This window comes from Pantoea wallisii, from assembly GCF_002095485.1.
GTDB lineage: Bacteria > Pseudomonadota > Gammaproteobacteria > Enterobacterales > Enterobacteriaceae > Pantoea > Pantoea wallisii.
This window is the reverse complement of the sequence record NZ_MLFS01000044.1, coordinates 17,195-42,952: the sequence shown is the minus strand read 5'-3', so window position 1 is coordinate 42,952 and position 25,758 is coordinate 17,195. Positions and strand designations below refer to the sequence as shown.

Genomic DNA, 25,758 nt, shown 5'->3' with positions numbered 1-25,758 from the left:
ATGGTGCCGGAGATGGAGGCGCGTACCGCGCTGGATCAGGGTCTGTTGCAATCTCTGTTACCGGACTACACGGCGAAAACGCTGGGAATTTATGGCCTTTATATGTCGCGCGAACGCCAGCCCGCCGCGCTGCGCGCTTTTCTGGATGCGGTTGTGCAGCAGTTAACTCGTTGATTAGCGTGATATACCTTTCGCGTAAGCGCTGAATTTCAGCCTGAAATCGCCAGAAAAAGCAATGTATGTACCGCTTGCTCATTAACGGCGCGCGGCTGAAACAGGGAAAAGTGCGACACTCACTGTGCCGGGCTGCTATTATCTGCGCGGCGCAAAGCTAACGCGTTGCGCATAAAATTAAGACGAATAATCAACGGCTTCGGTTGTAGCATCAGCCTGAAGCGTATGGGGTAGAGCAGTAATGTTGCATGATGTCGGTATTATCAATGTTTGGACCTTTCTGGCGGGTGCGCTGGTGATTATTTTGCTGCCCGGACCCAATAGCCTGTACGTGCTGCGTACCGGCATGAGTCGCGGAGCAAAAGCGGCGACCCGGGCAATCGCGGGCGTGATGCTGGGGGATCTGGTGCTGATCTTTCTGGCCTGGGCGGGTGTCGCGACGCTGATTCGTACCAGTCCGCATATCTTTATGGTGGTAAAGTACCTCGGCGCGATGTTTCTGCTCTATCTCGGCGCGAAGATCATTATCGGTACGCTGCGCAAACGTGACAGTGAGCAGCCTGCCGAGGCGGTAAAACAGGAGAACTACTTTCTGCGCGCGCTTTTGCTTGGCGTTACCAATCCGAAAGCGATCCTGTTCTACGTCTCCTTCTTTATTCAGTTTATCGATCCGGCGGTGACGCACACGGCCCCGGCATTCGCCTTGCTCGGTTTAATGATCCAGGGAATCAGCCTGAGCTACTACACTATCCTGCTGCTGGCGGGTGCAATGATGGTCCGTTTCCTGCGCAGCCGCGCGCGACTGGTGAAACTGGCGAATATGCTGACCGGCATGCTGTTCTTTGGTTTTGCGGTGCGTTTAGTCAGTGCCCAAAGCTAAGCATATTTTCCGGCTGTATTCAGGACGACCTGAATAGTGCTTCAGCCTTTTCCGGGACGACCTGGTAAACAGAGGAGCTTACCTGATGGCCTGGATGATGCTGATAGCCGCAGGGTTACTGGAAGTGGTTTGGGCATTTACCATGAAAATGTCCGAGGGTTTTACGCGGCCGGTGTATGCGGTGATTACCCTGGTGGCGGTGATAGTGAGTTTTGTCATGCTCTCATGGGCTATGCGATCGCTGCCGCTGGGAACCGCCTATACCATCTGGACTGGTATCGGTGCGGTTGGGTCGTTTGTTGTCGGATTGTGGTTCCTTGGCGAGTCCGCCAGCCCGCTGCGTATTGCCGCTGCGTTACTGATTGTGGCCGGGCTGGTGATGATGAAAATTGCGTCCTGATATTGGTATGGCCTTAGTAGCAGTGTAGGGATGACGCTGCTATGAACATTCATGCCATCAATTAAGCGTTTTTGTGTGTATAAAAATTGAATATTACTAAGCTATTGTAATATTTATTAAATATTTCAACTATGACGAAAATACTGCTACGTATAGCACTTCACCGGCATCGCTTTTCTTTCGAAAGCATTTAATCATTACCTTTAAACGAAGAGTATTGCCGACACTTACAAATAAATCTTTTTCTTTAAGGGGTGTCCGTATCTTCTGGGTCAACAACCTTGGGACCTTTGCTGGAAGGGCAGTCCCGGTGTTAGGCTGGATTATTGTAAGTCGGGATGTGTCAATAATCGCTTTTAAGTCACTGAATCATTATAATATGCTGGTTCGACAAGAGGATAAAATCTGGTGACTCAGGAAATAAAGAAGCAGGTTGAGGGTTTTTTAAAAAAAGAATTGCCGTTAATCACATCTATTTTTTTGTGAAAAATTGAGGTGGGTGACAACGAACCCCTGCAGGATGTATATGAAACTGAGGATATCGTCGATATGCTTGATAAATATTTTCAGACTTTTGAAGTTGAACATCAACTTTTCACCTGGGCTGATTATTTTCCATGGCAAAAGAAAACTCTTTTTTTAGATAAGAAAACAGTAAAAAAAAAAGCCTTTAACCATTTCAATGTTAGTTCAGGCAGCTGAAATTAAGCGCTGGTTATACTGATATAGTCAGGTGCCGTATGTTTTTAATCAGGCGTATTGCGATCTTGCGACCATTAAAATATTTTGAGAATACCGTTTCCGGCTTTAATCAAATAAAATCTTAAATATCGAACTTGTTATCTATTTGATTCCTGTGAATTTTTATAAGGGATCATCCTTAATAGTTACAACATACTTTTAATATCCTTTTACATCATATCAGCATCGTGCCTTGATGGCTCACCAGATAATGGGAAAAATCAGGCTGCTAAACAGAAGCAGGGCAGCATCCTGCTGCCCTGTAAACGGACTATGCCCGCATCGGTTCGCCACGTACCGGGCGCTCGCCGGCAACGAAGTAATCGGCTTCGCTGCGCGGCAGTGGCTGACGACCACGGATATTATCCGCAATCTTCTCGCCAATCATAATGGTTGTGGCATTGAGGTTACCGGTGATGATCAGCGGCATAATCGATGCATCGACCACGCGCAGGCCGTCCAGACCATGCACGCGGCCTTCGCCATCGACTACCGCCATGGCATCGTTGCCCATCTTGCAGGTTCCGCAAGGGTGATAGGCGGTTTCGGCGTGGTTGCGCACAAACTCATCCAGTTGTTCATCCGTCTGGCAATCCAGGCCGGGGCTGATCTCTCTGCCGCGATATTTATCCAGCGCAGGCTGATTGATGATCTGGCGCGTGATACGAATTGCATCGCGGAACTCATGCCAGTCCTGCTCATGTGCCATGTAGTTAAACAGGATTGCCGGATGGCGACGCGGATCGCGCGATTTTATGCGCACATGGCCGCGGCTTGGCGAACGCATAGAACCAACGTGACACTGGAAACCGTGCGCCTCAACCGCATTCGAGCCGTTGTAGTTAATGGCAACCGGCAGGAAATGGTACTGAATATTGGGCCAGGTAAACTCTTCTCGGCTACGGATAAATCCGCCGCCTTCGAACTGGTTACTGGCGCCAATACCGGTGCCATTAAACAGCCATTCGGCACCAATCTTCGGCTGATTCCACCACTTGAGGGCCGGATAGAGTGAAACCGGCTCTTTACACTCGTACTGCAGGTACATCTCAAGGTGATCCTGCAAATTTTCACCCACGCCCGGCAGGTCATGCACCAGGGGAATATCGAACTTTTTCAGCAATTCGGCTGCGCCCACGCCGGAGCGCTGCAGAATCTGCGGCGATGCAATGGCACCGGCGCACAGCAGCACTTCCCGACGGGCATGTACGGTATGCGATGTATCGTTACCGCCCTGTAAATACTGCACGCCCACGGCCCGCTTGCCCTCAAACAGGATGCGGTCGGTGGTGGCATGCGTGATGATTTTCAGGTTCGGCCGTACTTTTGCGGTATCCAGGTAGCCGCGTGCGGTGCTCGAACGGCGGCCTTTCGGCGTCACAAAACGATCCATCGGACCGAAACCCTCCTGCTGGTAGCCGTTCAGATCTTCTGTTCGTGGATAACCCGCCTGGACACCGGCTTCAATCATCGCCGCAAACAGCGGATTGTTGCCGGGTTTGCAGGTAGTAATGCTTACCGGACCTTCACCGCCGTGGTAATCGTTAGCGCCGATATCGCGGGTTTCCGATTTACGGTAGTAGGGCAGGCAGTCAAGGTAGCTCCAGCTTTCCAGTCCCGGCTGCTGTGCCCAGTTATCGAGATCCATCGCATTACCGCGGATGTAGCACATGCCGTTAATCAGCGATGAGCCGCCCAGCCCCTTACCGCGCCCGCACTCCATTCGGCGATTATTCATGTGCGGCTCGGGCTCGGTTTCATACGCCCAGTTATAGCGTTTACCCTGTAACGGATAAGCCAGTGCCGCAGGCATCTGCGTGCGGAAGTCAAAACGGTAATCGGGACCGCCAGCCTCCAGCAACAGTACATTTACGTTGCTGTCTTCGGTCAGTCTTGTTGCCAAAACATTCCCTGCGGATCCGGCTCCGATAATGATGTAATCAAATTCCATTAGTCGCTCCTCAGGTTAAAGCTTAATCAAAATACGGACTGAAAACGGGTCATCTCGACCTGAACGGATTTTACCTGGGTATAGTTCTGCAACGTCATCAGGCCATTCTCGCGGCCAACACCCGAATGTTTGTAACCGCCCACTGGCATCTCCGCTGCGGATTCGCCCCAGGTATTGATCCAGCAAATACCGGCTTCAATCTGATGGATCACGCGGTGCGCGCGGTTGAGGTCCTGTGTGACCACGCCAGCAGCAAGACCGTACTCCGTGGCATTAGCGCGGCGCACCACCTCTTCCTCGGTTTCATAGGTGAGAATGGACATCACCGGCCCGAAGATCTCTTCACGCACGATGGTCATCTCGTCGCGGCAGTCGGTAAATACCGTTGGTTCAACCCAGGCACCGTTATCAAATTCTGCACCGGTCATACGCTTGCCGCCGCACAGCAGGCGCGCGCCTTCGCTGATACCGGATTCGATATAGCGCATCACGTTATCGCGGTGGGGGAAGCTCACCAGCGGGCCAAAGTTGGTCGCCGGATCGTTAAGGTCACCGGCTTTGATGCGGGCCACGCGCGCTGAAATTTTTTCCTCAAACGCGGACTGCAGGCTGGCAGGCACAAAAACGCGGGTACCGTTGGTGCACACCTGGCCAGAGCTGTAGAAGTTCGCCATCATGGCAATATCTGCGGCGAGATCGAGGTCGGCATCATCAAAGATGATCAGCGGCGATTTACCGCCCAGCTCCATGGTCACATCTTTCAGCGTGGAACCCGCCGCGTTAGCCATCACTTTCTTGCCGCTGGCGACACCGCCGGTGAAGGAGACTTTATCGATGCCGGGGTGATCGGTCAGTAGCTGGCCGGTCACGGCACCGCGCCCGTTCAGTACGTTGAACACGCCATCCGGCACGCCCGCTTCGGTGTAGATTTCAGCCAGCTTCAGTGCGGTCAACGGCGTGACTTCGCTGGGTTTGAAGATCATGGCGTTGCCGGCTGCCAGCGCCGGCGCCGATTTCCACAGTGCGATCTGAATCGGATAGTTCCACGCGCCGATGCCGGCTACCACGCCAAGCGGTTCGCGGCGGGTGTAGACAAAAGCGGTATCACGCAGCGGGATCTGCTGGCCTTCAAGAGAGGGGATCAGGCCGGCGTAGTACTCCAGCACATCCGCACCGGTCACAATATCGACATATTGGGTTTCACTCAGCGGCTTGCCGGTATCCAGCGTCTCCAGCGCCGCCAGTTCGTCATTGCGCTCGCGCAGGATATCTACGGCGCGACGCAGAATGCGCGAACGCTCCATCGCCGTCATGGCGGCCCAAATTTTCTGGCCTTTTTGCGCTGCGGCAACCGCGCGATCAACATCCGCCTGATCGGCTTCGTGCACCTCGGCCAGCACTTCGCCATTGGCCGGATTGATGGTCTGGAACGTTTTGCCCGCCGCTGCCGGGATCCATTTGCCATCAATGTACAGGTGTTGCTCGGTGAATCGGGACATGATTTCTCCTTCCTCAGTGATTCGGTGTGCCAGCAAGCTGCTGACGAATGAATTGGGTGGTGAGCGTCCTGGCAATCGCCAGGTTAAACGGTTTTCCGCTCAGCGCGGCACGCAGCCACAGGCCATCGATTAACGAGGCGAGACCATGCGCCGCCAGCCTGGCCTGTTCGCGGGGGATCTCCCGGCGAAATTCGGCGGCCAGCGTGGAGAACAAGCGACGGCTGCTCACTCGCTCCAGCCGGCCCAGCTGGGGCTGATGCATACTGCTGGCCCAGAAATCGAGCCAGGCCTTCATCGCCGCGCTGTGTACCTGCGTATCATCAAAGTTACCTTCGACGATGGCCAGCAGCCGCGCTTCGGTTTTCGCGCCCGCCAGCGGCTTCAGCCGTGCGGCCACTGCATCGCGCAGCTGGCGCGTCACATCACGCATAGTGGCTTCAAGTAATCCGTTTTTATCTTTGAAGTAGTGGCTGATGATGCCTGTCGAGACGCCGGCACGGCGCGCAATCTGCGCAATCGTTGCGTCATTGATCCCGACCTCATTAATTGTGCTTAGCGTTGCATCAATCAGCTGCCGACGACGAATCGGCTGCATTCCCACCTTTGGCATGACTCCAGCTCCACCTCAATGTTAGACCACTATTAAAACTTTTTTTGATTGCACGTTCAATATAAAAAAGAAAGTTGTTAGGATACTGTGCTTCGATTGTTACAAAAGCCAAACGGTGCGCTACGCTTGGTAGCGGTTTATCACCGTGCTTAATTGCCCGGAGGAAACGCAGGAAGTACAACAACAAGACCAGTATCAGTGGTCACGCTAATTTATTGAGTAATTACAGGAAATTAACCAGAGGTAACCGATGATTAATCCACCTGCCAGTGAAAAAGACAGAATCAATCCCGTGGTGTTTTACACCTCAGCCGGACTGATTCTGACATTTTCACTTGTCACCATTTTGTATAGCGATCTCGCTGCCAGCTGGATACAGACCGCAGTGAACTGGGTGTCGACCACCTTTGGCTGGTACTACATGCTGGCCGCAACGCTCTATATTGTTTTTGTCGTATACATGGCGTGTTCGCGCTATGGGGCGATCAAGCTTGGACCGGAGCAGTCCAAACCGGAGTTCAGTCTGCTGAGCTGGTCAGCGATGCTGTTTGCCGCCGGGATCGGTATCGACCTGATGTTCTTCTCGGTCGCCGAGCCGGTCACGCAATATATGCAGCCGCCGGAAGGGGCAGGGCAAACCATGGAAGCCGCACGCCAGGCGATGGTCTGGACGCTGTTCCACTATGGTCTGACGGGCTGGTCAATGTACGCGCTGATGGGTATCGCGCTGGGCTACTTTAGCTACCGATATAATCTGCCGCTCACCATCCGCTCTGCGCTGTACCCTATTTTTGGTAAGCGCATCAACGGTCCCATCGGCCACACCGTGGACATCGCAGCGGTGATTGGCACTATCTTTGGTATTGCCACTACGCTGGGTATCGGCGTGGTACAGCTGAACTACGGTCTCAAAGTCCTGTTTGATGTGCCGGAAGGATTGACGGCGCAGATGGCACTGATTGTGCTGTCGGTGATTATTGCCACCATTTCGGTGACCTCGGGCGTGGACAAAGGCATCCGCATCCTGTCAGAGCTGAACGTTGCGCTGGCACTTGGCCTGATTTTGTTCGTGCTGTTTATGGGTAAAACCGACTTCCTGCTTAATGCGCTGGTGCTTAACGTTGGTGATTACGTCAATCGCTTCATGGGCATGACGCTGAATACATTCGCCTTCGATCGTCCAACCCAGTGGATGAATAGCTGGACGCTGTTCTTCTGGGCCTGGTGGGTTGCGTGGTCGCCATTCGTCGGCCTGTTCCTGGCGCGTATTTCACGTGGTCGTACTATCCGTGAATTTGTGCTGGGCACCCTGATCATTCCGTTTACCTTCACGCTGCTGTGGCTCTCGGTATTTGGTAATGCGGCACTGTATGAGATCGTTCACGGTAATGCTGATTTTGCCCAGGAGGTGATGGCGCATGCGGAGCGCGGCTTCTACAGCCTGCTGGCACAGTATCCGGCGTTTAAACTCAGCGCCTCTGTGGCGACCATCACCGGCATGCTGTTTTATGTCACCTCAGCGGATTCCGGCTCACTGGTGCTGGGGAACTTCACATCGAAGCTGAAAGATATCAACAGCGATGCGCCGAACTGGCTGCGTATCTTCTGGTCTATTGCAATCGGGGTACTGACGATGGGGATGCTGATGACCAACGGTATCTCGGCGTTGCAGAACACGACCGTGATCATGGGCCTGCCATTCAGCTTCGTGATCTTCTTTATTATGGCCGGGCTCTATAAATCTCTGAAGGTAGAGGATCACCGGCGCGCCAGTGCCAGCCGTGAAACCGCGCCCTATATCCCCGCCAGCAACGATCGCCTTAGCTGGAAAAAGCGTCTGTCGCGCCTGATGAACTATCCGGGCACACGCTACACCCAGCAGATGATGGAAACGGTTATCTTCCCGGCAATGCAGGATGTGGCGAAGGAGCTGGAGCTACGCGGCGGCCGCGTTTCGCTGGAAAATGTGGCACCTGAGGAGGGACAGCCGCTGGGCTATCTGGATCTGCGTGTGCATCTGGGCGAGGAGCAGGATTTTGTCTATCAGGTGTGGCCACAGCAGTACTCGGTGCCAGGCTTTACCTATCGCGCGCGCAGCGGAAAATCGCACTATTTCCGCCTGGAGACGTTTCTGCTGGAGGGCAGTCAGGGCAACGATCTGATGGATTACAACAAAGAGCAGGTGATTATCGATATCCTCGATCAGTACGAGCGTCACCTCAACTTTATCCATCTGCATCGTGAAGCACCGGGCAGCAACATCACCTATCCGGGGGTATAACACGCCGGGCAGCTGCTAAGCGGCTGCCCGCTCTGTTTTCTCTCTGCCGGACGCGCACATTCCCGGACGGCAGCTAGACTAACAAGTCAGTCTGAAGGGGAAAGAGATGAAATTAGGTTTCGCGTGTAAATACTTTGATCACCAGGCTAAACAGCCCTATCCGTTTAAAACCACCACCCGCACCCGTTTCCTCGGCATGGAATCCGGGGCCGCAGCTGCACTGCTGTTCTCGCTGGCGCAAAACAATCTGCAAAACCTCTATCTGACGCTGGAGCATCTGGCAAAGCTACCGGATGCGCTGCGCATGATGCGTATCGGCAGCGATCTTCTGCCGCTCTATACTGTGCCCCAGGCGACACAGCTGTATGGCGACATGCTGAAAGACCTGAAGCCTCTGCTGAGCCGCTGCGGGGAGATTGCCCGGGCAAATAACATTCGCCTGTCGTTTCATCCCGGTCAGTACACGGTGCTGGCCTCGGACAATGAGGGCGTCGTGGAGCGCGCGCTGGAAGACGTCGAGTACCACACTACCTGCGCGGTGCTGATGGGCTATGGCAGAGCATTCCAGGATTTTAAAATCAATATCCACATGAATGGTAAAAAGGGTATTGAGGGGTTCACTTCGGCTTTTGGCCGTTTAAGTCCGGAAGCCCGCAACATGCTGACGGTAGAGAATGATGAGATCTCCTGTGCGCTGGATGATGTACTCCAGGCACGGGCACTCTGCCCGGTGGTGCTGGATATTCACCACCATTGGGTTAAAGAGAATCAGTTTATTCAGCATGATGACCCGCGTATTGCGCTTATCATTGAATCATGGCGCGGCGTAAGGCCGGTGTTGCACTACTCTATCGCCCAGGAAGGGCTGATACCCGACAGCGGTTTTCCCGATCAGCGTGATTTAGCGGTATCAAAAACCAAGCTGCGTGCGCATTCAGATTACTACTTTAATCAGACACTCAATAACTGGGCGTTATCATTTACGCCGTTCGACATTATGTGTGAAGTGAAGATGAAAAATCTGGCACGCGATCGACTCTATCATTATGCGCAATCGCGTCGCTGAATAAGCAGTATCGCGGTGTACCACGCGGCACCGCGATATATTATTAATTACTTCACGGTGCGTTTATTTGTGCGCTGCATCCATGCCCATAATCATGGTATCCACGGCAATTTTGAATCCTGCCGCATTCGCCTGGTCATTAGTGGTTTTTGCTGACGTTTCACGCAGTTTTACCTGCTCCAGCAGCTGCGGCTTAATCGCTTTATCCGTCCCGTTGACCGCCCAGTTAGCGCCGCGATAGCAGCTCAGAATCATGGCTTTACGATAGTCATCACCCTTTGGTCCCGCATCTTTCAGGGAGAGCGTGATGCCAGTGATCTCTTTCATGACGCGCTCAAACTCGGCGCTACTGCGTTGCGGTGCCTGATTATCACAAACATCCTGCACATGCTCACTGAATGACTGCTTATCGATTTTAGTATTATCAATCATCTTCATGTGGCTCTGGTAATTCTGATTATCCCCTTGCGTATAGCTATTATCGGGTTTACCTGAGAGCACCATTTCAGCCTGTGCCGCAGTGGAAAGGAATAACGCAGCAATAATAATCTGTCGTTTCATTGTGACTCCTGTCTGAATTAAATTTTAAATGCAATAACCTGTGCAGAGAGCGTTACGGCGAAAATAAAAATGCGCTGCCAGAGTAGGGCAAATAAAAATGATTATCAATGTTACACAATCACGGCGCGGTTATTACAATGGCCACGCGACGGTTCTGCACACGTCCCTGTGATGTGGCGTTACTGGCAACCGGAGCACTCATGCCCAGACCACGCGTCACGATATTGCTGCGCGGGATAGCGGCGCCCTGAGCCCATTGCGAGGCGACCGCATTGGCGCGCTTCAGCGACAGCTGTTGGTTATAATCCGCTTTGCCATAGTTATCGGTATGGCCATCGATGCGCAGGTGGGCAATGCCGGTAGCAGCCAGATTTTTCGCCATCGTCGTTATGCTGACTTTACTGGCCGGCGTTAAATCTGCCTCATTAACGCCAAATAAGATTTTATCTGACAGGCCCAGTCCCCAGCCTTCGGCGTTCGGGGTAAATCCGGCCTGACGCATCGCGGCAATCTGCTCCGCGCTGAAGCGTTCTGTTGACTGGCAACCCACGCATGCCAGCACCAGTACCAGCAAAGATGATTTCAGTTTCATACGCGTACCTTACTCATTCCTTTGTTTTTATACATATTCATGTCGGCGCGTTCCAGAATCGACGCCACCGAATCCCCGTGTTGCGACCAGGCATAACCGATCGTCACGGATGTGGTGATCGGTGTACCCTCTGCTATCACTATCGGCTGGGCAATAGCAGCACGAATATCTTCCGTAAGCTGCAGCAGATCGTCTTCACCGGTACGGCTGCTGATCAGCATGGCAAACTCATCGCCCCCCAGCCGCGCAACCATATCCTGCTGATGCGCCAGCGCGGCAAGCCGTGCGCCGATGGCTTTCAGCACTTCATCACCGGCAGCGTGCCCCCAGCTGTCGTTGATACTTTTAAAACGATCGCCATCCAGAAACAGCAACACAAAATTCTCCTGCGCCAGCTGCTGATCAAGCAGCTGCGACAGCCGTGCAACAAAGGCTGAACGGTTAGCCAGGCCGGTAAGCGGGTCTTCGAGTGCTTTCGCCGCCAGCGAGCGGTTATCCCGTAACAGCGACGCCTTGAGCGTCTGCATCTCACTCAGCAGCGAGTTGAGATCTTCAGAAAAGAGCTGAAACTCCCTGGTGGGATTACGCGGAATACGCTGGGAAAAATCACCGGAGCGGATGACATAGTGGATGGAGCTGGTGATATTACGCAGGGAGACCAGGATACCGCGATGCAGGAATTCGCTTAGCAGGAAGGAGATGATCAGGACGCACAACATACCGCTGGATAAGATCATCACGGAGTAGCGGATAAAATCCGCGGCGCCATTGACAGTGCCATCCAGCGTTAAGGTACCCACTCTGTTTTCTGTGTGGGTAATCGCCACATCAAGGGGCTTCACGTAGATCCAGCGGCGCAGCATATTCTGATACCAGCTGCTCTGATCCTGCCGGTCGTGCCAGTTTACCAATACGGTATTGCCTGCCGTAACCAGCCGGGCAGAAGCAAACATGCCCTCATTACCCAGCAGGGCTATTTTGTTATGGGCGTCGTAGCTGTCCTCAAATACCGTGGCAGCCGTCAGGCTGGTACTCAGCGTGGCCGCAATTAACTCAAGGTTGCGTTTTTCATAGCGTTTAATAAATAGCAAAGAGGTTGAAGTCAGCAGCAGCCAGCACAGCAGTAAAATAACGGCGGCGTTAATGGTACTGATTTTGCGCAGCTTATTGCGTATCGATGATTTTTCATTGTTTATTCTGGTGGATGTCATCTTATTTGCTTCCTTTGCGGGACAGCAACAGCACGTCCGGGCTCACTCTGACACCGCTGCGGGCCAGGGAGTCCAGGTTCACGGAAAATGCCGTGTGATCGCCAGTAAAGATCAGGCAAAAGGCCGCGCCTATGGTGCACTCCGGATTATTTTCGGCAATAGCGAGCAGGGCTTTTCCCTGTAACCGGGAGAGCAGTGCAGTTTGTTGCTGCGGTGACTGGTCACCAAAATAGAGGGCATCGCAGCGAGTAGAGGCCACATCACTGGCATCATGAAGCCAGACGACGCTGAAGGGCGCTGCGACCGCCTGGTGACCGGACGGAAACGAGAGATGCTGTGCGGAAGATAAAATGCAAAGCTGCGGTGCCTGGGTTAAACCGGGCCAGTGCGTAAAACTGATAATGCCGCTGACAATGCGATTCGCCTGATTATCCTTTGGCGAAAAATTTTCGCCCGCCACGGCGCCAGGATAATAAAAGAGCAACAGCAATGGCAGGGCACACAAAAAATGACGCAGCGCCTGCAGCAATGAAAGCAGGGCGCCAGCTCCACAGGCTGATGATAATTTAAATAACATAGCGCTATCTCTGAACAGCAAGGCAGAAATAGTACCATCGTCATGTATAAAAGAGTATCAATCAGCCGTTGCGCTTACGTTATTTTAACGACCAGAACACATTGTCCTGGTCCGCGTTAAAATAGAGTTTCACGCGCGAATGGAATTAAAAATCGGCTTGCGGAATAAACCATTCTACTCAAATGACAGGTTGCGCCCGTTGCTGGCGATGACCTGCTGATACCACCAGAACGATCGTTTCCGCACCCGGTTAAGCGTACCGTGGCCCTGATCGTCACGATCGACGTAGACAAAGCCGTAGCGTTTACTCATCTCGCCGGTCGAGGCCGCCACCAGATCAATACAGCCCCAGGTGGTGTAGCCGATCACCGGGATGCCATCGGCAATGGCTTCGCCCATCGCCTGGATATGCTGCTGCAGATAATGGATGCGGTAATCATCATTGATTTCACCCGCCGCGTTGATCTCATCGCGCGCGCCCAGACCGTTCTCCACCAGGAACAGCGGTTTCTGGTAGCGGTCATACATCATGTTCATAGTAATACGCAGGCCCAGCGGGTCGATGCCCCAGCCCCATGCGCTACGCTGCAGATGGGGGTTGGTCAGCGACTTGACCACGTTAGCCGCGCTGCTGTTCTGCTCATTCATCTCCGCTGAAGCACAGCGTGAGGCGTAATAGCTAAAGGAGATGAAATCTACCGTGTGGCGCAGCGTGTCCGCATCTTCCGGCGCCATAACAATCTCAACCCCTTTTTCACGGAATACGCGCGCAGCATAAGAGGGATAAGCGCCGCGCGCCTGCACATCAATAAAGAACAGGTTTTCACGATCCTTTTGCAGCGCAGCCCAGACATCTTCCGGTTTGCACGACCACGGATAGAAGTTGCCACCCGCCAGCATGCAGCCGACCTGATTGGCCGGGTTGATCTCATGGGCGATCTTCGTCACCAGCGCGCTGGCGACCAGCTCATGGTGAGCTGCCTGATATTTCACCTGGTCGTGATTTTCGCCCGGTTCGAATACCAGGCCGGCGCCCGAAAAGGGGCTGTGCAGCAGAATGTTGATCTCATTAAACGTCAGCCAGTATTTCACCAACCCCTCGAAAGCTTCAAAACAGCTGCGGGCATAGCGGGCAAAGAAGTCGATCATCTTGCGATTGCGCCATGAACCGTAGTACGTCACCAGATGCATCGGCACATCAAAGTGGCACAGCGTCACCAGCGGTTCGATGCCATATTTACGGCACTCTTCAAACACGCTGCGGTAAAACGCAATCCCTTCGGCGTTGGGCGTCAGTTCGTCGCCGTTGGGATAGAGCCGGCTCCAGGCGATAGAGGTGCGAAACACCGTAAAGCCCATTTCAGCCATCAGCGCGATATCCTCTTTGTAGCGATGATAGAAATCGATGGCCTCATGGCTGGGGTAAAACTCATCATCACGCAGGGCAAAGCGCTTCTCCAGCCCCAGCTTCACCGGCATGCGGTGAGCGCCGAGGGGAAGCATATCCACCGTAGTCAGCCCTTTACCGCCGGCCAGATAGCTCCCCTCTGACTGATTGGCGGCCAGAGCGCCGCCCCACAAAAATCCCTCAGGAAATGTCACTTCAGACATAAATAACCTCAATTACAACTCAACGTTAACTGGCGCGAATCGGCTTCACGGTTTCGGCCGCACTATTCGGCTGGGCCGGCTCCGCAACCGGAATATCTTCAAAACCGAGAATCAGCGTAAGTACAAATGACAACACCACGGAGAGCAGCATGACGCCGCCGACCCACAGAATGCTCACTGGATTGGTCGGATCAAAAAATTGCACGCTGGTGAACAGACCCGGCGAGGCCATTGAATGGCTGGCGAGGCCGCCAATCCCCGCAACCGCGCCGCAGATAAAACCGCTGATCAGGCTGGCGATCAGCGGGCGTTTCAGCCGCACCGCCACGCCGTAGAGCGCCGGTTCGGAGATACCCGCAACAATCGCGGAAGCGGCCGCCGCGAACGCCGTCTGACGCAGCTCCGGATTTTTTGTTTTAAACGCCACCGCCAGCGAAGAGCCGCCCAGCGACAGGTTGGCGCCAATCTCGGAGGGCATCACCATGCCCTCTTTACCGGTTTCAGCAATGGTCTGAATAATGGTTGGCGTAAACACGCGGTGCATACCGGTCATCACCAGCAGCGGCCACAGGCCACCCATAATGGCCACGGAGAGCCAGCCAAGATAGCCGTGAATGGTGTAAACCAGCGCGGAGATACCGCTTCCGATCCAGATGCCCAGCGGCCCAATCAGTACAATGGCAATTGGGGCGGCAATCAGCACGATCAGCATCGGCTTAAGGAAGTTTTTAGTCACCGCCGGCGTGAAGCGATCAACCCAGTATTCGATATGCGACAAGATCCAGGTCATCACCAGCGCCGGAATCACGGTGTAGGTGTACTTCACCGCCGTGACAGGAATGCCGGCGAACTCCACCGCCTGGCCCTGTGCGGCTTTCGCCATGAGCTCGATAAAGTTGGGATGGACCAGCACACCGGCAATGGCGATCGCCAGCGACATGTTGGTCTTAAACTTCAGCGCCGCAGAGGCTGCCACCATAACCGGCAGGAAGAAGAAGGCGCCGTCGCCAATGACGTTGAGGATAATCAGCGTGGACGCGCCTTTCTCCAGCACGCCGCTCATCTCCAGCATCATCGCCAGCAGCTTCACCATCGAACCGCCGATAATGGCAGGGATCAACGGCGACATGGTGCCGACCAGCGCATCAAGAATGCCTGCGCCAATGGTGCGCAGGGTGATTTTGCGCTTCTGCGGTGTCTGCACGTCGCTGCCGGGCATGCCAAGCTTCAGAACCTCCTGATAGGCCAGGTTAACATTATTACCGATGATCACCTGGCACTGCGTATCGCTGTGTACCACGCCCATGACGCCGGGAATCGCTTTTAATGTCGCATTATCAATACGCGCACTGTCTTTCACCACGAAGCGCAGACGCGTCATGCAGTGCGTGACCGCTTCGATGTTATCTAAGCCGCCGAGCGCAGCGACGATTGCCGGCGCGGCTTCCGCATACTTGTTAGCCATGAATTGTCGTCTCTGTTTTGTAGGGTAGAGGCTGAATGTTTTATAACCATGAGAAACCGGTTTCACAAAATCATGAAGAAGCGTATTTATTCAGGCAAGATATTTAAAAATAAATTTCCTGGTTTGTGATCGTGATCGAGTTGGCGTGCCTGCGAAGAAAAATCTCCGCTGTTTTCATTGCTTAGGTACACTGCAGCCATTGGCGAGTGAAAAGAGTGAAGCATGGCAACCATACTTGAGGTGGCAAAAAAGGCGGGCGTCTCAAAAGCGACGGTCTCACGCGTGTTATCCGGCAACGGTTATGTCAGCCAGGAGAAGCGGGAAAAGGTCTATCAGGCCATTGCCGAGACCGGCTTCCGGCCTAATCTGCTGGCGCGCAATCTGGCAACCAAATCCACACAAACGATTGGTCTGGTGATCACTAACACCTTGTATACCGGCAGCTACTTCACCGAGTTGATGCAGCACTCCGCGCGCATGCTGGAACAGCAGGGCCGCCAGCTGCTGCTGGTGGATGGCAAACACAGTGCAGAAGAGGAGCGGGCCGCGATTCAGTTTTTGCTCGATCTGCGCTGCGACGGCGTCATCATCTATCCGCGTTTTCTCACTATCGACGAAATGGACACGATTATTGCGCAGCACGATCATCCGATTCTGGTGATCAATCGCCGCCTGCGTCAGCACGACAGCTACTGTATCTATTCCGATCAGCAGCAAACCAGCGCCGCCGCAGTTACGCGGTTGATTGCCCTTGGGCATCGCGACATCGCGTTTATTACCGGCTCGCTCGATTCGCCAACCGGGCGTGAACGCCTGGCGGGCTATCGCGCCGCACTGGAGCAGCACGCGATTCCGGTGAATGACGCACTGATTATGGCGGGTAAATGGCAGGCGCAGCAGGGCGCGGCGGCGGTAGAGGCGCTACTGGCGCAGGGCAGCACGTTCAGTGCCCTTGTAGCCAGTAATGACGACATGGCGGTAGGTGCGCTAAAAGCGCTGGCCGCACATCAGATCCGCGTGCCTGAGCAGGTCGCGGTGCTGGGTTTTGATGATATTCCGCTGGCGCCGTACACCATCCCTTCGCTCACCAGCGTGAAGATGCCGGTTACGGAGATGATTCAGGAGACCATAGAACGTCTGATCTCGATGCTCGACGGGGGAGAGATGCGCAATCGGAAAACATTTACCGGTGAGCTGATTGCGCGTGAGTCAATCGGGCCCGGACCTTACGGCCGTCCTTAATTATTCAGTAACGCCTGTTTGAACGAAAAGATATGCACGCGCGCCGCGCTCTCGGCCTCAGCGACATCGCCGTGCTCCAGCGCGCTGATAATCGCCTCGTGTTCGGCAATCACCTCCTGCATGTGCCGGGCGCTGGAGAGCGTAGTGGCCCAGAACCGCTGCGCCTGCGCATGAATAATACTGAGGATATCCGATAAACGGCTGTTGCCGGCGATATCTGCCAGCACCTGATGAAACTCGCGATCCAGTAGCATCATCTGCTCACGATCGCGCTTCTCGCCGGCTGCGGCAATGCGCTGGTTCAGCGCGCGCAGCAGGGTAATTTGCGCCGGGTTAACGCGCTGCGACGCCAGCCGTACGCACAGCGCTTCATTGACCAGCCGCACCTCAATCAACTCCAGCGCATCGTCAATCGACAGCGGCGACACCATGACCCCTTTGCGCGGAATAACCTGCAGTAACCCCTCGGTTGCCAGCCGGTGCACGGCCTGATTGACGGGCGTGCGGCCCATCTCTAAATCCTCCATGACCTGCGCAGTATTGAGATATTCGCCCGGTTTATAGCGCAGCGTTATCAGGCGATGCCTGAACGCCAGGTAGGCCTGTTCATTTAATGACACGGCTTTTTGGCTGGCCTGTGGGTTCACATTTTCAGCAACTGAATCACTCATTACGCAGATCCTTTTTTGGGTACTGAGACATCTTACACAAAAACCTGGCATGAAAATGGCTATCTTGAAATTGCAGTGAAATTTCACAAGCATTTTTCATCAGGAGATCAAGTCATGCACTTACGCTTTACAACCGGCCTTGCAGACGCGCCACAACTGGATGTTGACGTTAATCAACTGGTGATTGCCGGCTGGGTAGGCCGCGATCGGGACGCTGTCCTGCACCATATCAGGGAGCTGGAGGCGCTCGGCGTGCCCGCCCCTGGTGCAGTACCGCTGTTCTACCGCGTTACCACCAACCAGCTCAGCCAGCAATGTGAACTGGAAGTCGTGGGCGAACAGACCTCCGGCGAAGCAGAGCCGTTTGTGTTTTTCCATCGCGGCGAATACTGGGTCTCGCTGGTCTCCGATCACACCGATCGTCATCTGGAGACTTTCAGCGTGGCGCTCTCTAAGCAGGCCTGCGTCAAACCGGTTGCCAGCCAGGCGTGGCGTATGGCCGAGGTCGAAGCGCACTGGGACCAGCTGGAGCTGCGCGCCTGGATTAACGTGAACGGTGACTGGGTAACCTATCAGGAGGGTACGCTGGCCTCGCTCTTAACGCCGATGGATTTACTCCAGCGCTACTTTGCCGGCCAGCCGGTCAGTGAAGGTTTTGCAATGTCATGCGGCACGCTGAGCGCCATTGGCGGCATCCGGCCAGCGAGCGCCTTCCGCATGGCGCTGCACGATCCGGTGTTAAACCGCACGCTGGAACATCACTATGTTACCGGCGCGCTGCCGGTAGTGGCCTGAGGAGAGCGCAATGACCACACTATGGCAAGCCAGCCAGCAACTCAGCGCCGGCGAGAGCGATGCGGAAACGTTCACCGATCAGGCCCTCAGCGCGATCGGCGCAGAAGCTGGCGAAGGTACGCGCGCGTTCACGCATGTCTATGCCTCCCGGGCGCAGCAGCAGGCGCAGCAGGCAAAAGCACGCTGGCAGCAGCAGCAACCACGCAGCGCCATTGATGGCCTGCCGATCAGCATTAAAGATCTGTTCGACGTGGCCGGTGAAATCACCGCTGCCGGCTCCCGCGTTATGCGGGATGCGCCACCCGCGCCAGCCAGTGCGCAGGTGGTGCAGCGCCTGATGCAGGCGGGAGCGGCCATTGTCGGCAAAACCAACATGACCGAGTTCGCCTTCTCTGGCCTGGGCATCAATCCCCATTACGGCACGCCTGCAAACCCATGGCAGCGTGCGGAGAAGCGCATTCCCGGCGGCTCGTCCTCCGGCGCAGCCGTGGCCGTGGCAGACGGCATGTGCCTGGCGGCCGTAGGTACCGATACCGGCGGTTCGGTGCGCATTCCGGCAGCGCTGTGCGGGCTGACAGGCTTTAAACCCAGCGCCAGCCGTATTATGCAGGCCGGAACACTGCCGCTCTCAACCTCACTCGATAGCATCGGCGTAATCGCGCATGACGTCCGCAGCTGCTGGCTGCTGGATAGCGTGATCGCCGAACAGCCGTTGACACTCTCCGAACGCGATCTCACGCAGGCCCGCTTTGCGATTCCGCAAACCCGCGTGCTGGATGGGCTGGATCAGCAGGTCAGTCATGCCTGGCATCATGCGCTGGAGACGCTGCGCGCGCAGGGCGTGACGCTGGTGGAGCTGCCGCTGACAGAGCTGGCGGAACTGGAAACCATGAACGCGCGCGGCGGCATCATCGCCTTTGAAGCGTGGCAATGGCACCAGACGCAGGTGCAGCAGCACGCCGCCGCTTATGATCCGCAGGTACTCACGCGTATTCAGCGCGGCAGCGCCCTGAGCGCGGATGATGCTGAGCATCTCTATCAGCAACGCGCCAGCTGGCAGCAGCGGGTCACTCAGGCGATTGCACCCTTTGATGGCGTGCTGATGCCGACCGTACCGCAGATTGCGCCCACCATTGCGGAGCTTGACGATAGCGAACGTTATCGCCAGGTCAACCTGCTGATGCTGCGCAACACCAGCGTCATCAACATGCTGGATGGCTGCGCCATCTCGCTGCCATGTCATCAGCCCGGCAGTGCGCCAGTGGGATTGATGCTGGCTTCTGGTCACGATAACGATGCGACGCTGCTCAGCTGGGCGCTCGCTCTTGAATCCACCCTGCAACGGAGTCTCCAGCCATGACACATCCTCACGGCATGTTATTTGTCGCCACTAACATCGCGGCAGAAGATGAAGCGGATTTTAACCAATGGTATGACCACGAACACGTTGAGGAGCGCGTCGCCATCGGCGGCTTTCTGAGCGGCACCCGCTATCAAGCGCTGGATGCGGAGCGCAAGTATCTTGGCCTGTACGAAACCACCTCGCTGGAGACCTTTACCAGCGCCGATTACTACGCGGCCTTTACCCGGCAAACCGCCTGGTCAGTGAAAAACCTCGACCGAATGATCAATCCCATGCGCCGCGTCTGTGCTATCACGCATCAGCAGGGTAAAGGCAGCGGCAGCCATCTGGCGGTGCTGACCCTGCAGGCTGGCATGAACAGTGCAGCGCTCAGCGCCTGGCAGCAGCGCGTGCAGCAGACGCCTGGCTTGATCGCCTCCCGCGTGCTGACGCCGGACACCACGCTCAGCACGCCGCTGCCGCGTGAAAATGCAGAGCACCGCCCGATGCACCCCATGCTGCTGCTGAGCTGCTCAGACGCGCAGGTCTGCCAGACGCTGGCAGCCAGTGCGGCGCAGGCTCTCACGGCGCAGGCGCAGTTCTATGCGCTGAGCTGGCAGTTGACCAAACAGGAGATGGCCCATGGCTAATACCGACTCAACGTTACAGCACGCAGCACGTGCGACGGCCAGCAAAAGCAAAACCGGCCGCCTGGCGGCAGCCAGCTCAATTGGTACGGCGCTCGAATGGTATGACTTTACCGTCTACAACATCATGGCCGCGCTGATCTTTAACCATGTGTTCTTTCCCAGCTTTGATCCGTTGGTCGGTACCATCCTGGCATTCTCAACCTATGCAGTGGGCTATATCTCACGGCCAGTGGGCGGTTTCGTCTTTGGTCATCTTGGCGATGTGGCCGGACGAAAGGCGGTCCTCATCACCACGCTGGTGATTATGGGCGTTACCACTGCGCTGATGGGCTTGCTACCGGGTTATGCAGTGTGGGGCATCTGGAGCCCGATTCTGCTGGTTGCGCTGCGCTTTATACAGGGTATTGCGCTGGGCGGCGAGTGGGCCGGTGCGGTGCTGTTGTCAATGGAGCATGGCGAGGCCAGCAAGCGCGGACGTAATGCCTCTTTCGCCCAGGTCGGCCCCTCTTGCGGTACGCTGATTGGTACCGGCTTCATCACATTGGTGACGGTGTCACTCACTGGCGAGCAGTTCCAGGCCTGGGGCTGGCGCATCCCGTTCCTGCTAAGTCTGTTGCTGGTGCTGTTTGGCCTGTGGTTACGCCGTGGCGTGGAAGAGACGCCGACATTTGTCGCGATGCAGCAGGCGGAAAAGACCACCCACACGCCGCTCAAAGAGGTATTCGTACGCTATCCACGTGAACTGCTGATTGCTGGCGGATCGCGCATTGGCTCAGACGTGCTCTATGCGCTGGTGGTGGTGTTTACCCTCACATATGTCACCACGGTATTGCAGCTTCCGCGTCCGATAGCGCTGCTGGCTACCATGCTGGGCGCGATCGGTAATGCGATAACCGTACCTGTGTTTGGCGCGTTATCGGATCGGCTGGGGCGCCGACCGGTCTATATTGCCGGTGCGCTGCTGGCGATCGTCTGGTCGTTCGTCTTCTTCGTGTTGCTGGACAGCTCGCAGCCGCTGCTTATTGTACTGGCGGTGATCGTGGGCTTACTGATCCACGCCATCATGTATGGCCCGCAGGCGGCGTTTGTGACCGAGCAGTTCCCCAGCCACGTACGCTATGCCGGTTCATCGCTGGCCTACACGCTGGCCGGCATCATCGGCGGGGGCTTTGCGCCACTAATCATCACCTCGCTGTATAAGGAGATGGGCAGCACGCTGTGGGTGTCGCTCTATGTCAGTTTTGCCCTCGCCATTACGCTGTTTGCCTTATGGAAAGCTAAAGAGACCGCACACAAACCGCTGTAGTGATCTCTGGCGACGGATCGCCACCTTTACGCTTCGCTAACCGGTGCGGTGGTTGAAATTTGCGGCAGCGGAAGCGGCCGCCCGATGTAGTAACCCTGGATCGCATCGCAGGCCAGGTCCTGTAGCTGTGACATCTGCATCGGCGTTTCCACCCCTTCCGCCGTCACTGACAACGCGTACGCTTTGCCCAGCCCAATCATATTTTCCACCACCTGGCGCGCCTGCTGCGATTCGGTGAGCGGCGAGATAAATGACCTGTCAATCTTGATTCCATCAAACGGGAAGGCGCGCAGATAGCACAGCGAAGCATAGCCGGTACCAAAATCATCAATCAGGAATTTCACGCCCAGCGCTTTTACCGCCTGCATCACCGCCAGCGTTTTTTCAGGGTCGCTCAGCAGCGCGCTTTCCGTCACCTCAATTTCCAGCCGCTGACTGGGCAGGCCGCTCAGCTGCAGTACGCGGGCGATACGCTCAGGCAACGCACCATCCTGGAGTTCGGTAGCCGAGATATTGACCGATACCGCCATCTCCGGGCGGTAACGCGCGATATCACGACAGGCGTTGAACAGTACCCAATCGCTCAGCGCGCTGATCAGACCGGTCTCTTCGGCCAGTGGAATAAACTGATCGGGCATCAGTAAGCCCAGTCGCGGATGCTGCCAGCGCACCAGCGCTTCTACCGCGCTGATACGCGCCGTTAACAGATCGTAACGCGTCTGATAGACCAGCCGCAGCTGATCCTCCTGTATCGCTTCGCGCAGCGCGTGTTCCATTTCACGCCGCTGTACAATTTTCTCCTCCATGTCGCGATGGAAGAAGATCCAGTGATTGCGTCCGCTGTTTTTGGCCTTATAGAGGGCAATATCCGCAAAACGCAGCAGATCGCTGGCGTTATCCGCATCCTGCGGCGCCAGAGCGATACCGAGGCTGGCGCCAATCTGGATGGTGTTGTCATAGACCATAAACGGCGCGTTCAATTGCTTAATCAGCTGCTGGCAGAGCGCATCAATTTGCGCGTGCGTACCGGCCTCCGGCAGGATAATCACAAACTCATCGCCGCCCAGGCGTGCCACCAGCCCATTACCGTTGAGCGTACTGCGGATGCGTTCGGATACTTCATGCAGGACTTTATCGCCCGCAGCGTGACCAAAGAGATCGTTAACCGGCTTAAATTTATCCAGGTCGATCATGATCATAGCCAGCATAGGCTGTGAAGGCATCGGCAGACTCAGTTTGCCGGTGAGAAACTCACGCATCTGAACGCGGTTTGCCAGGCCCGTGAGCTCATCGAAATGCGAGAGATAGTGCGCGCGCGCCTGTGCTTCCATCTCCAGCGTAACGTCGGTCGCGCTGCCGCGAAAGCCGGGATCGCCTTGCGCCAGGCTAACGCGTTTGAGGGTCAGATTGCAGTAGCGTGGTTGATGCTGCGCGGAAAGGTAGCGGCAGCCGCTCAGCGTAAGTTGTCCGCCGGCATGCTGAAACTGTTTAAGCCTGTCGCGCTGGCGTTCGTCACACAGTAAAAATTCGTCAAGCGTACGCTGCAGCCACTCTTCGCTGTTAAAGCCGGTGACAACCGGAAAACGCCCGGAGATCCAGCTGAAGCGCAGATGCGCATCCATCTCCCAGATCCAGTCGGTAGTGGTCTCGGCAATGTCGCGGAAGCGGCGTTCGCTGGCGCTCAGCGCCTGCTGACTTTGCGCCAGCAGCCAGGTATTTTCATCATTCAGCTGCGCTTTACGCAAGGCACTGCGCATCAGCATCAGCGCGCCAAACAGGACAATCAGCATGGTAAGAATCAGCAGCGGCAGCAGGCCCGTCAGCAGGGTACCGCCGGGATTGGCGTTCTGCCAGCGCAGCAGCGCAGGCTGTCCATCGGTGCTGAGCCGCAAACTATCCGCCAGCGGTTCAGCGGAGGCAGGCAGCGTAAAATCAACGCGCAGCTGCCTGATGCCATACTCATGACCAAGCTGTAATAGCTTGGCGGGCGTCAGGCGGTCAGCAAAGATCATCAGCGAAGGCGGTCCGGCGACCGGCTGAACACTGTTATCCCCGCCGGTGGTGATCCAGGAGGCACTGATCAACACCAGTTGATGGTTTGCCACCACAAAGCGGGAGAGCGCTTTACCGTCGCTGTTCTGCAGCAGTTGCTGCAGGATGGGCAGCAGATCGCGGCCGAGCCAGGCGCTAAAAGAGCGCGGCTGCGGTTTCCCGTCAATCACGCTATAGACGGTCTCGCCTTGCGGCGAGATGACAAACACGCCCTCATAAGCGAAGGTCTCAAACAGGGATTCGCCCAGGTTCTGCCTTGTCCATGCCCACTCTTTATTCACCGTGCGATGCAGATTCTCATACGCCTCGCCCCATTCGGCATTATCGGAGAGATGAAACTGCATCACCTCCTGACGCGTCAGCAGGGCCTTTTCCAGCAGCAGATGATTTTGTCGCGTGTTTTGCTGGTTGAGATCGCTGGCAATAAAGCACAGCGTCACCAGGGCCACCATAAATGACAGGATAATTAATGAGAGCATGAGCCGCATCGGCAACTTTATCAGTCCACGCATCCGGCCGCTTGCCGGAAATTCCATCGGAGAAGGCTTCGCTTTCATAGGCTTATCACAAACCATAAAGTGATATTTAATAAGTATCTTTTTGTTATCGGCACACTGACGCGGAACCTGGGCGATATGACGTAAAAAAAGCCTGAGCGCCGTGGTAAGTCTTGTCAGTTAAGAGGTGAAACGCGTATTTCCACTTGCACATTTCATAGCGGCGCAATTTATTGTGCGATGAATCGCGCCGCGACGAAATGTGCGCCTGGCGGACTCAGAGCTTAACTAAACGATATGATGAACAACGTGGTGCTTTTTTGTGCAGCTAATCAGAATTAGTCTGATTGATTAATATTCCAGGGCAGTGCTAATTTGGCTTAACTTTACTGCTCATCTTTCCTGAGGGAATCATGCAACCACGTATTACGCATCTCGATGGGATGCGCGGATTAGCGATCCTGATGGTTATTGCTTACCACGCTTATGCGCGCTGGCCTGAATTATTACCGTTTGTCGCCACCACTCAACATAATCCCCTGTTCTCATTTGGCTGGATAGGCGTGCAGCTATTTTTCATGATCTCCGGCTTTGTGATTTTTATGACTTTGGATAAATCACAGGGTTATATAATCTTCCTGCAAAAACGCTGGCTGCGCCTGTTCCCGGCGATGCTGATTGCCAGCGTACTGCTATTTTTGGCTGGCGGCTTTTTTCCGGAGTGGTCGCTGATGACGCCTTACGTGAAAAATCTGCTGCCTGGCTTAATTTTCCTTAACCCGGAAACGCTGAGCCAGCTAACGGGCGTGGAGTTTCGCTCTATGGCTGGCTCGTTCTGGTCACTTTATGTGGAAGCCTTATTTTATCTGATTATCGGTGCGATCTATTTTACGCTGGGACGGAAGTATTGCCTGCCTGCCCTGATCGTACCAATGTTAGCCCTGAGCGCGTCATCTGTATTAAAGTCACTTGGGCACCCTTTGCTGATTGATGTTATATCCAAATTTGGCTTTATTCACTACGCCTGGTTTATGGTTGGATGTCTGGTGTATGAGCGTTTACATGGGCGAGATAAACTTTTTCATTATGGATTAGTGGTACTGGCGCTACTGATTAATTTTAGTTACTACGTAAAGAATAGTGGTGTTATCTCCCTGGCGCCGCTGCTGTGCGTCATGCTGTTTTTTATTGCCAGTTTTTATTCAAAACAGATTGAACGTTTTCTTTCGATCAGGTTTTTTACCGCCATTGGTTTTGTCAGTTATGCGCTCTATCTGATCCACGAAAATCTGATGATCGCGCTGCTGATTAAAATGCAGAGATATATTAAGAGTGAGGCGGTAATGCTGCTGATGCCTGTTCTGGTAGCTGGCGGGCTCTATATTGTGGCCTGGCTGATCACCCGATATGCGGAGCCTGCGCTGCGTCAGCGCCTTAAGGGCAAACGCCAGGCTGTGCCAGCAGCGAAAACCGGGCTTTTACCGCCCGAATAATGATGCTTATTCCCTGCGGACTTGCATCATTGTTGCTTCAGCCTTGATGCATATGTGTATCTGATGTTGACTATCGGCGTGGCGACCCGTC

General features: G+C 55.0%; 21 protein-coding genes and 2 pseudogenes. 12 read left to right on the top strand and 11 right to left on the bottom strand.

Translation table 11 applies throughout. The features are described from left to right. The first annotated feature begins 415 nt into the window (after window positions 1–415). The 4 genes and pseudogenes from leuE to HA48_RS15355 form a co-directional block, all read left to right on the top strand. Entirely contained in the window at window positions 416–1,054 is a 639-nt protein-coding gene (gene leuE, locus HA48_RS15365) for a leucine efflux protein LeuE (RefSeq protein WP_128602105.1), read from the top strand. Window positions 1,055–1,139: 85 nt separating this feature from the next. Beyond that, window positions 1,140–1,454: a DMT family transporter gene (locus HA48_RS15360; RefSeq protein ID WP_128602104.1), complete on the top strand. Its 315-nt coding sequence runs from the start codon at window positions 1,140–1,142 to the stop codon at window positions 1,452–1,454. Window positions 1,455–1,596: 142 nt separating this feature from the next. After that, window positions 1,597–1,866 (top strand): annotated as a pseudogene (locus HA48_RS22970) (STM2901 family protein); the annotation flags it as partial. Between the two features lie 83 nt (window positions 1,867–1,949). After that, window positions 1,950–2,084, top strand: a pseudogene (locus HA48_RS15355) (DUF1493 family protein); the annotation flags it as partial. A 382-nt stretch (window positions 2,085–2,466) separates the two neighbouring features. On the opposite strand, the gene betA reads toward HA48_RS15355, so the two are convergent. Genes betA through betI form a run of 3 tightly spaced genes read right to left on the bottom strand, consistent with a single transcriptional unit; the run spans window position 2,467 to window position 6,255 of the window. Then, window positions 2,467–4,146, bottom strand: a complete 1,680-nt coding sequence (gene betA / locus HA48_RS15345; protein WP_128602102.1) for a choline dehydrogenase — start codon at window positions 4,144–4,146, stop codon at window positions 2,467–2,469. Window positions 4,147–4,172: 26 nt separating this feature from the next. After that, window positions 4,173–5,645, bottom strand: coding sequence for a betaine-aldehyde dehydrogenase (betB, locus tag HA48_RS15340; RefSeq protein ID WP_128602101.1), 1,473 nt, complete (start codon window positions 5,643–5,645; stop codon window positions 4,173–4,175). Window positions 5,646–5,658: 13 nt separating this feature from the next. Beyond that, a complete protein-coding gene (gene betI / locus HA48_RS15335) occupies window positions 5,659–6,255 on the bottom strand; it encodes a transcriptional regulator BetI (RefSeq protein ID WP_128602100.1) in 597 nt (198 codons plus the stop codon). Between the two features lie 250 nt (window positions 6,256–6,505). Here betI and HA48_RS15330 point away from each other — a divergent pair, with 250 nt between their 5' ends. Next, window positions 6,506–8,536: a choline transporter gene (locus tag HA48_RS15330; RefSeq protein WP_128602099.1), complete on the top strand. Its 2,031-nt coding sequence runs from the start codon at window positions 6,506–6,508 to the stop codon at window positions 8,534–8,536. A gap of 106 nt (window positions 8,537–8,642) precedes the next feature. Next, complete coding sequence (locus HA48_RS15325; protein ID WP_128602098.1) at window positions 8,643–9,602, top strand: apurinic/apyrimidinic endonuclease family protein; 960 nt, start codon at window positions 8,643–8,645, stop codon at window positions 9,600–9,602. Window positions 9,603–9,665: 63 nt separating this feature from the next. Here HA48_RS15325 and HA48_RS15320 read toward each other — a convergent pair whose 3' ends face one another. The 6 genes from HA48_RS15320 to ascF all read right to left on the bottom strand — a co-directional run bounded on the left by HA48_RS15320 (window position 9,666) and on the right by ascF (window position 15,619). Further along, window positions 9,666–10,163, bottom strand: a complete 498-nt coding sequence (locus HA48_RS15320; protein WP_128602097.1) for a hypothetical protein — start codon at window positions 10,161–10,163, stop codon at window positions 9,666–9,668. A gap of 118 nt (window positions 10,164–10,281) precedes the next feature. Next, window positions 10,282–10,755 carry an outer membrane lipoprotein YfiB gene (yfiB, locus tag HA48_RS15315; RefSeq protein ID WP_128602096.1) on the bottom strand — a complete coding sequence of 158 codons (474 nt, stop codon included), beginning with the start codon at window positions 10,753–10,755 and terminating at the stop codon, window positions 10,282–10,284. Next, complete coding sequence (dgcN, locus tag HA48_RS15310) at window positions 10,752–11,966, bottom strand: diguanylate cyclase DgcN/YfiN (RefSeq protein ID WP_128602095.1); 1,215 nt, start codon at window positions 11,964–11,966, stop codon at window positions 10,752–10,754. Before dgcN ends, yfiB begins: the two co-directional genes overlap by 4 nt. A gap of 1 nt (window position 11,967) precedes the next feature. Beyond that, the gene (yfiR, locus tag HA48_RS15305) at window positions 11,968–12,495 is read right to left on the bottom strand and encodes a regulatory sequestration protein YfiR (protein ID WP_244182870.1); all 528 of its coding nucleotides are present in this window, start codon (window positions 12,493–12,495) and stop codon (window positions 11,968–11,970) included. A 222-nt stretch (window positions 12,496–12,717) separates the two neighbouring features. Beyond that, window positions 12,718–14,154 (bottom strand): 6-phospho-beta-glucosidase, encoded by a 1,437-nt coding sequence (locus tag HA48_RS15300; RefSeq protein WP_128602093.1) that lies wholly within the window; start codon window positions 14,152–14,154, stop codon window positions 12,718–12,720. A 25-nt stretch (window positions 14,155–14,179) separates the two neighbouring features. Beyond that, on the bottom strand, window positions 14,180–15,619 hold the full coding sequence (ascF, locus tag HA48_RS15295) for a PTS cellobiose/arbutin/salicin transporter subunit IIBC (protein ID WP_128602092.1): 1,440 nt from the start codon (window positions 15,617–15,619) through the stop codon (window positions 14,180–14,182). A gap of 222 nt (window positions 15,620–15,841) precedes the next feature. On the opposite strand from ascF, the gene HA48_RS15290 reads away from it, so the two are divergent. Beyond that, on the top strand, window positions 15,842–16,861 hold the full coding sequence (locus tag HA48_RS15290; RefSeq protein ID WP_128602091.1) for a LacI family DNA-binding transcriptional regulator: 1,020 nt from the start codon (window positions 15,842–15,844) through the stop codon (window positions 16,859–16,861). Here HA48_RS15290 and HA48_RS15285 read toward each other — a convergent pair. Beyond that, entirely contained in the window at window positions 16,858–17,532 is a 675-nt protein-coding gene (locus tag HA48_RS15285; RefSeq protein ID WP_128602090.1) for a GntR family transcriptional regulator, read from the bottom strand. The two genes, HA48_RS15290 and HA48_RS15285, sit on opposite strands and share 4 nt — an antisense overlap. Window positions 17,533–17,646: 114 nt before the next feature. On the opposite strand from HA48_RS15285, the gene HA48_RS15280 reads away from it, so the two are divergent. The 4 genes from HA48_RS15280 to HA48_RS15265 are packed head-to-tail and all read left to right on the top strand — an operon-like array spanning window position 17,647 to window position 21,625. Then, window positions 17,647–18,327, top strand: a complete 681-nt coding sequence (locus tag HA48_RS15280; RefSeq protein ID WP_128602089.1) for a DUF2848 domain-containing protein — start codon at window positions 17,647–17,649, stop codon at window positions 18,325–18,327. A gap of 10 nt (window positions 18,328–18,337) precedes the next feature. Beyond that, the gene (locus HA48_RS15275) at window positions 18,338–19,687 is read left to right on the top strand and encodes an amidase (RefSeq protein WP_128602088.1); all 1,350 of its coding nucleotides are present in this window, start codon (window positions 18,338–18,340) and stop codon (window positions 19,685–19,687) included. After that, window positions 19,684–20,319 carry a DUF4286 family protein gene (locus tag HA48_RS15270; RefSeq protein WP_128602087.1) on the top strand — a complete coding sequence of 212 codons (636 nt, stop codon included), beginning with the start codon at window positions 19,684–19,686 and terminating at the stop codon, window positions 20,317–20,319. The genes HA48_RS15275 and HA48_RS15270 overlap by 4 nt, the downstream gene beginning before the upstream one ends. Next, the gene (locus HA48_RS15265; protein WP_128602086.1) at window positions 20,312–21,625 is read left to right on the top strand and encodes an MFS transporter; all 1,314 of its coding nucleotides are present in this window, start codon (window positions 20,312–20,314) and stop codon (window positions 21,623–21,625) included. The genes HA48_RS15270 and HA48_RS15265 overlap by 8 nt, the downstream gene beginning before the upstream one ends. Window positions 21,626–21,651: 26 nt before the next feature. Here the strand turns inward: HA48_RS15265 and HA48_RS15260 are convergent, their stop codons facing one another. Further along, entirely contained in the window at window positions 21,652–24,189 is a 2,538-nt protein-coding gene (locus tag HA48_RS15260; protein WP_244182869.1) for a bifunctional diguanylate cyclase/phosphodiesterase, read from the bottom strand. A gap of 398 nt (window positions 24,190–24,587) precedes the next feature. Here HA48_RS15260 and HA48_RS15255 point away from each other — a divergent pair, with 398 nt between their 5' ends. Next, entirely contained in the window at window positions 24,588–25,667 is a 1,080-nt protein-coding gene (locus HA48_RS15255; RefSeq protein ID WP_128602085.1) for an acyltransferase family protein, read from the top strand. Window positions 25,668–25,758: the final 91 nt, after the last annotated feature.

What these genes read in the sequence shown, in the direction of transcription:
- leuE (WP_128602105.1), top strand. Translation starts at nt 416, where the DNA reads ATGTTGCATGATGTCGGTATTATCAATGTTTGGACCTTTCTGGCGGGT.
- HA48_RS15360 (WP_128602104.1), top strand. Translation starts at nt 1,140, where the DNA reads ATGGCCTGGATGATGCTGATAGCCGCAGGGTTACTGGAAGTGGTTTGG.
- betA (WP_128602102.1), bottom strand. Translation starts at nt 4,146, where the DNA reads ATGGAATTTGATTACATCATTATCGGAGCCGGATCCGCAGGGAATGTT.
- betB (WP_128602101.1), bottom strand. Translation starts at nt 5,645, where the DNA reads ATGTCCCGATTCACCGAGCAACACCTGTACATTGATGGCAAATGGATC.
- betI (WP_128602100.1), bottom strand. Translation starts at nt 6,255, where the DNA reads ATGCCAAAGGTGGGAATGCAGCCGATTCGTCGTCGGCAGCTGATTGAT.
- HA48_RS15330 (WP_128602099.1), top strand. Translation starts at nt 6,506, where the DNA reads ATGATTAATCCACCTGCCAGTGAAAAAGACAGAATCAATCCCGTGGTG.
- HA48_RS15325 (WP_128602098.1), top strand. Translation starts at nt 8,643, where the DNA reads ATGAAATTAGGTTTCGCGTGTAAATACTTTGATCACCAGGCTAAACAG.
- HA48_RS15320 (WP_128602097.1), bottom strand. Translation starts at nt 10,163, where the DNA reads ATGAAACGACAGATTATTATTGCTGCGTTATTCCTTTCCACTGCGGCA.
- yfiB (WP_128602096.1), bottom strand. Translation starts at nt 10,755, where the DNA reads ATGAAACTGAAATCATCTTTGCTGGTACTGGTGCTGGCATGCGTGGGT.
- dgcN (WP_128602095.1), bottom strand. Translation starts at nt 11,966, where the DNA reads ATGACATCCACCAGAATAAACAATGAAAAATCATCGATACGCAATAAG.
- HA48_RS15300 (WP_128602093.1), bottom strand. Translation starts at nt 14,154, where the DNA reads ATGTCTGAAGTGACATTTCCTGAGGGATTTTTGTGGGGCGGCGCTCTG.
- ascF (WP_128602092.1), bottom strand. Translation starts at nt 15,619, where the DNA reads ATGGCTAACAAGTATGCGGAAGCCGCGCCGGCAATCGTCGCTGCGCTC.
- HA48_RS15290 (WP_128602091.1), top strand. Translation starts at nt 15,842, where the DNA reads ATGGCAACCATACTTGAGGTGGCAAAAAAGGCGGGCGTCTCAAAAGCG.
- HA48_RS15285 (WP_128602090.1), bottom strand. Translation starts at nt 17,532, where the DNA reads ATGAGTGATTCAGTTGCTGAAAATGTGAACCCACAGGCCAGCCAAAAA.
- HA48_RS15280 (WP_128602089.1), top strand. Translation starts at nt 17,647, where the DNA reads ATGCACTTACGCTTTACAACCGGCCTTGCAGACGCGCCACAACTGGAT.
- HA48_RS15275 (WP_128602088.1), top strand. Translation starts at nt 18,338, where the DNA reads ATGACCACACTATGGCAAGCCAGCCAGCAACTCAGCGCCGGCGAGAGC.
- HA48_RS15270 (WP_128602087.1), top strand. Translation starts at nt 19,684, where the DNA reads ATGACACATCCTCACGGCATGTTATTTGTCGCCACTAACATCGCGGCA.
- HA48_RS15265 (WP_128602086.1), top strand. Translation starts at nt 20,312, where the DNA reads ATGGCTAATACCGACTCAACGTTACAGCACGCAGCACGTGCGACGGCC.
- HA48_RS15260 (WP_244182869.1), bottom strand. Translation starts at nt 24,189, where the DNA reads ATGCGTGGACTGATAAAGTTGCCGATGCGGCTCATGCTCTCATTAATT.
- HA48_RS15255 (WP_128602085.1), top strand. Translation starts at nt 24,588, where the DNA reads ATGCAACCACGTATTACGCATCTCGATGGGATGCGCGGATTAGCGATC.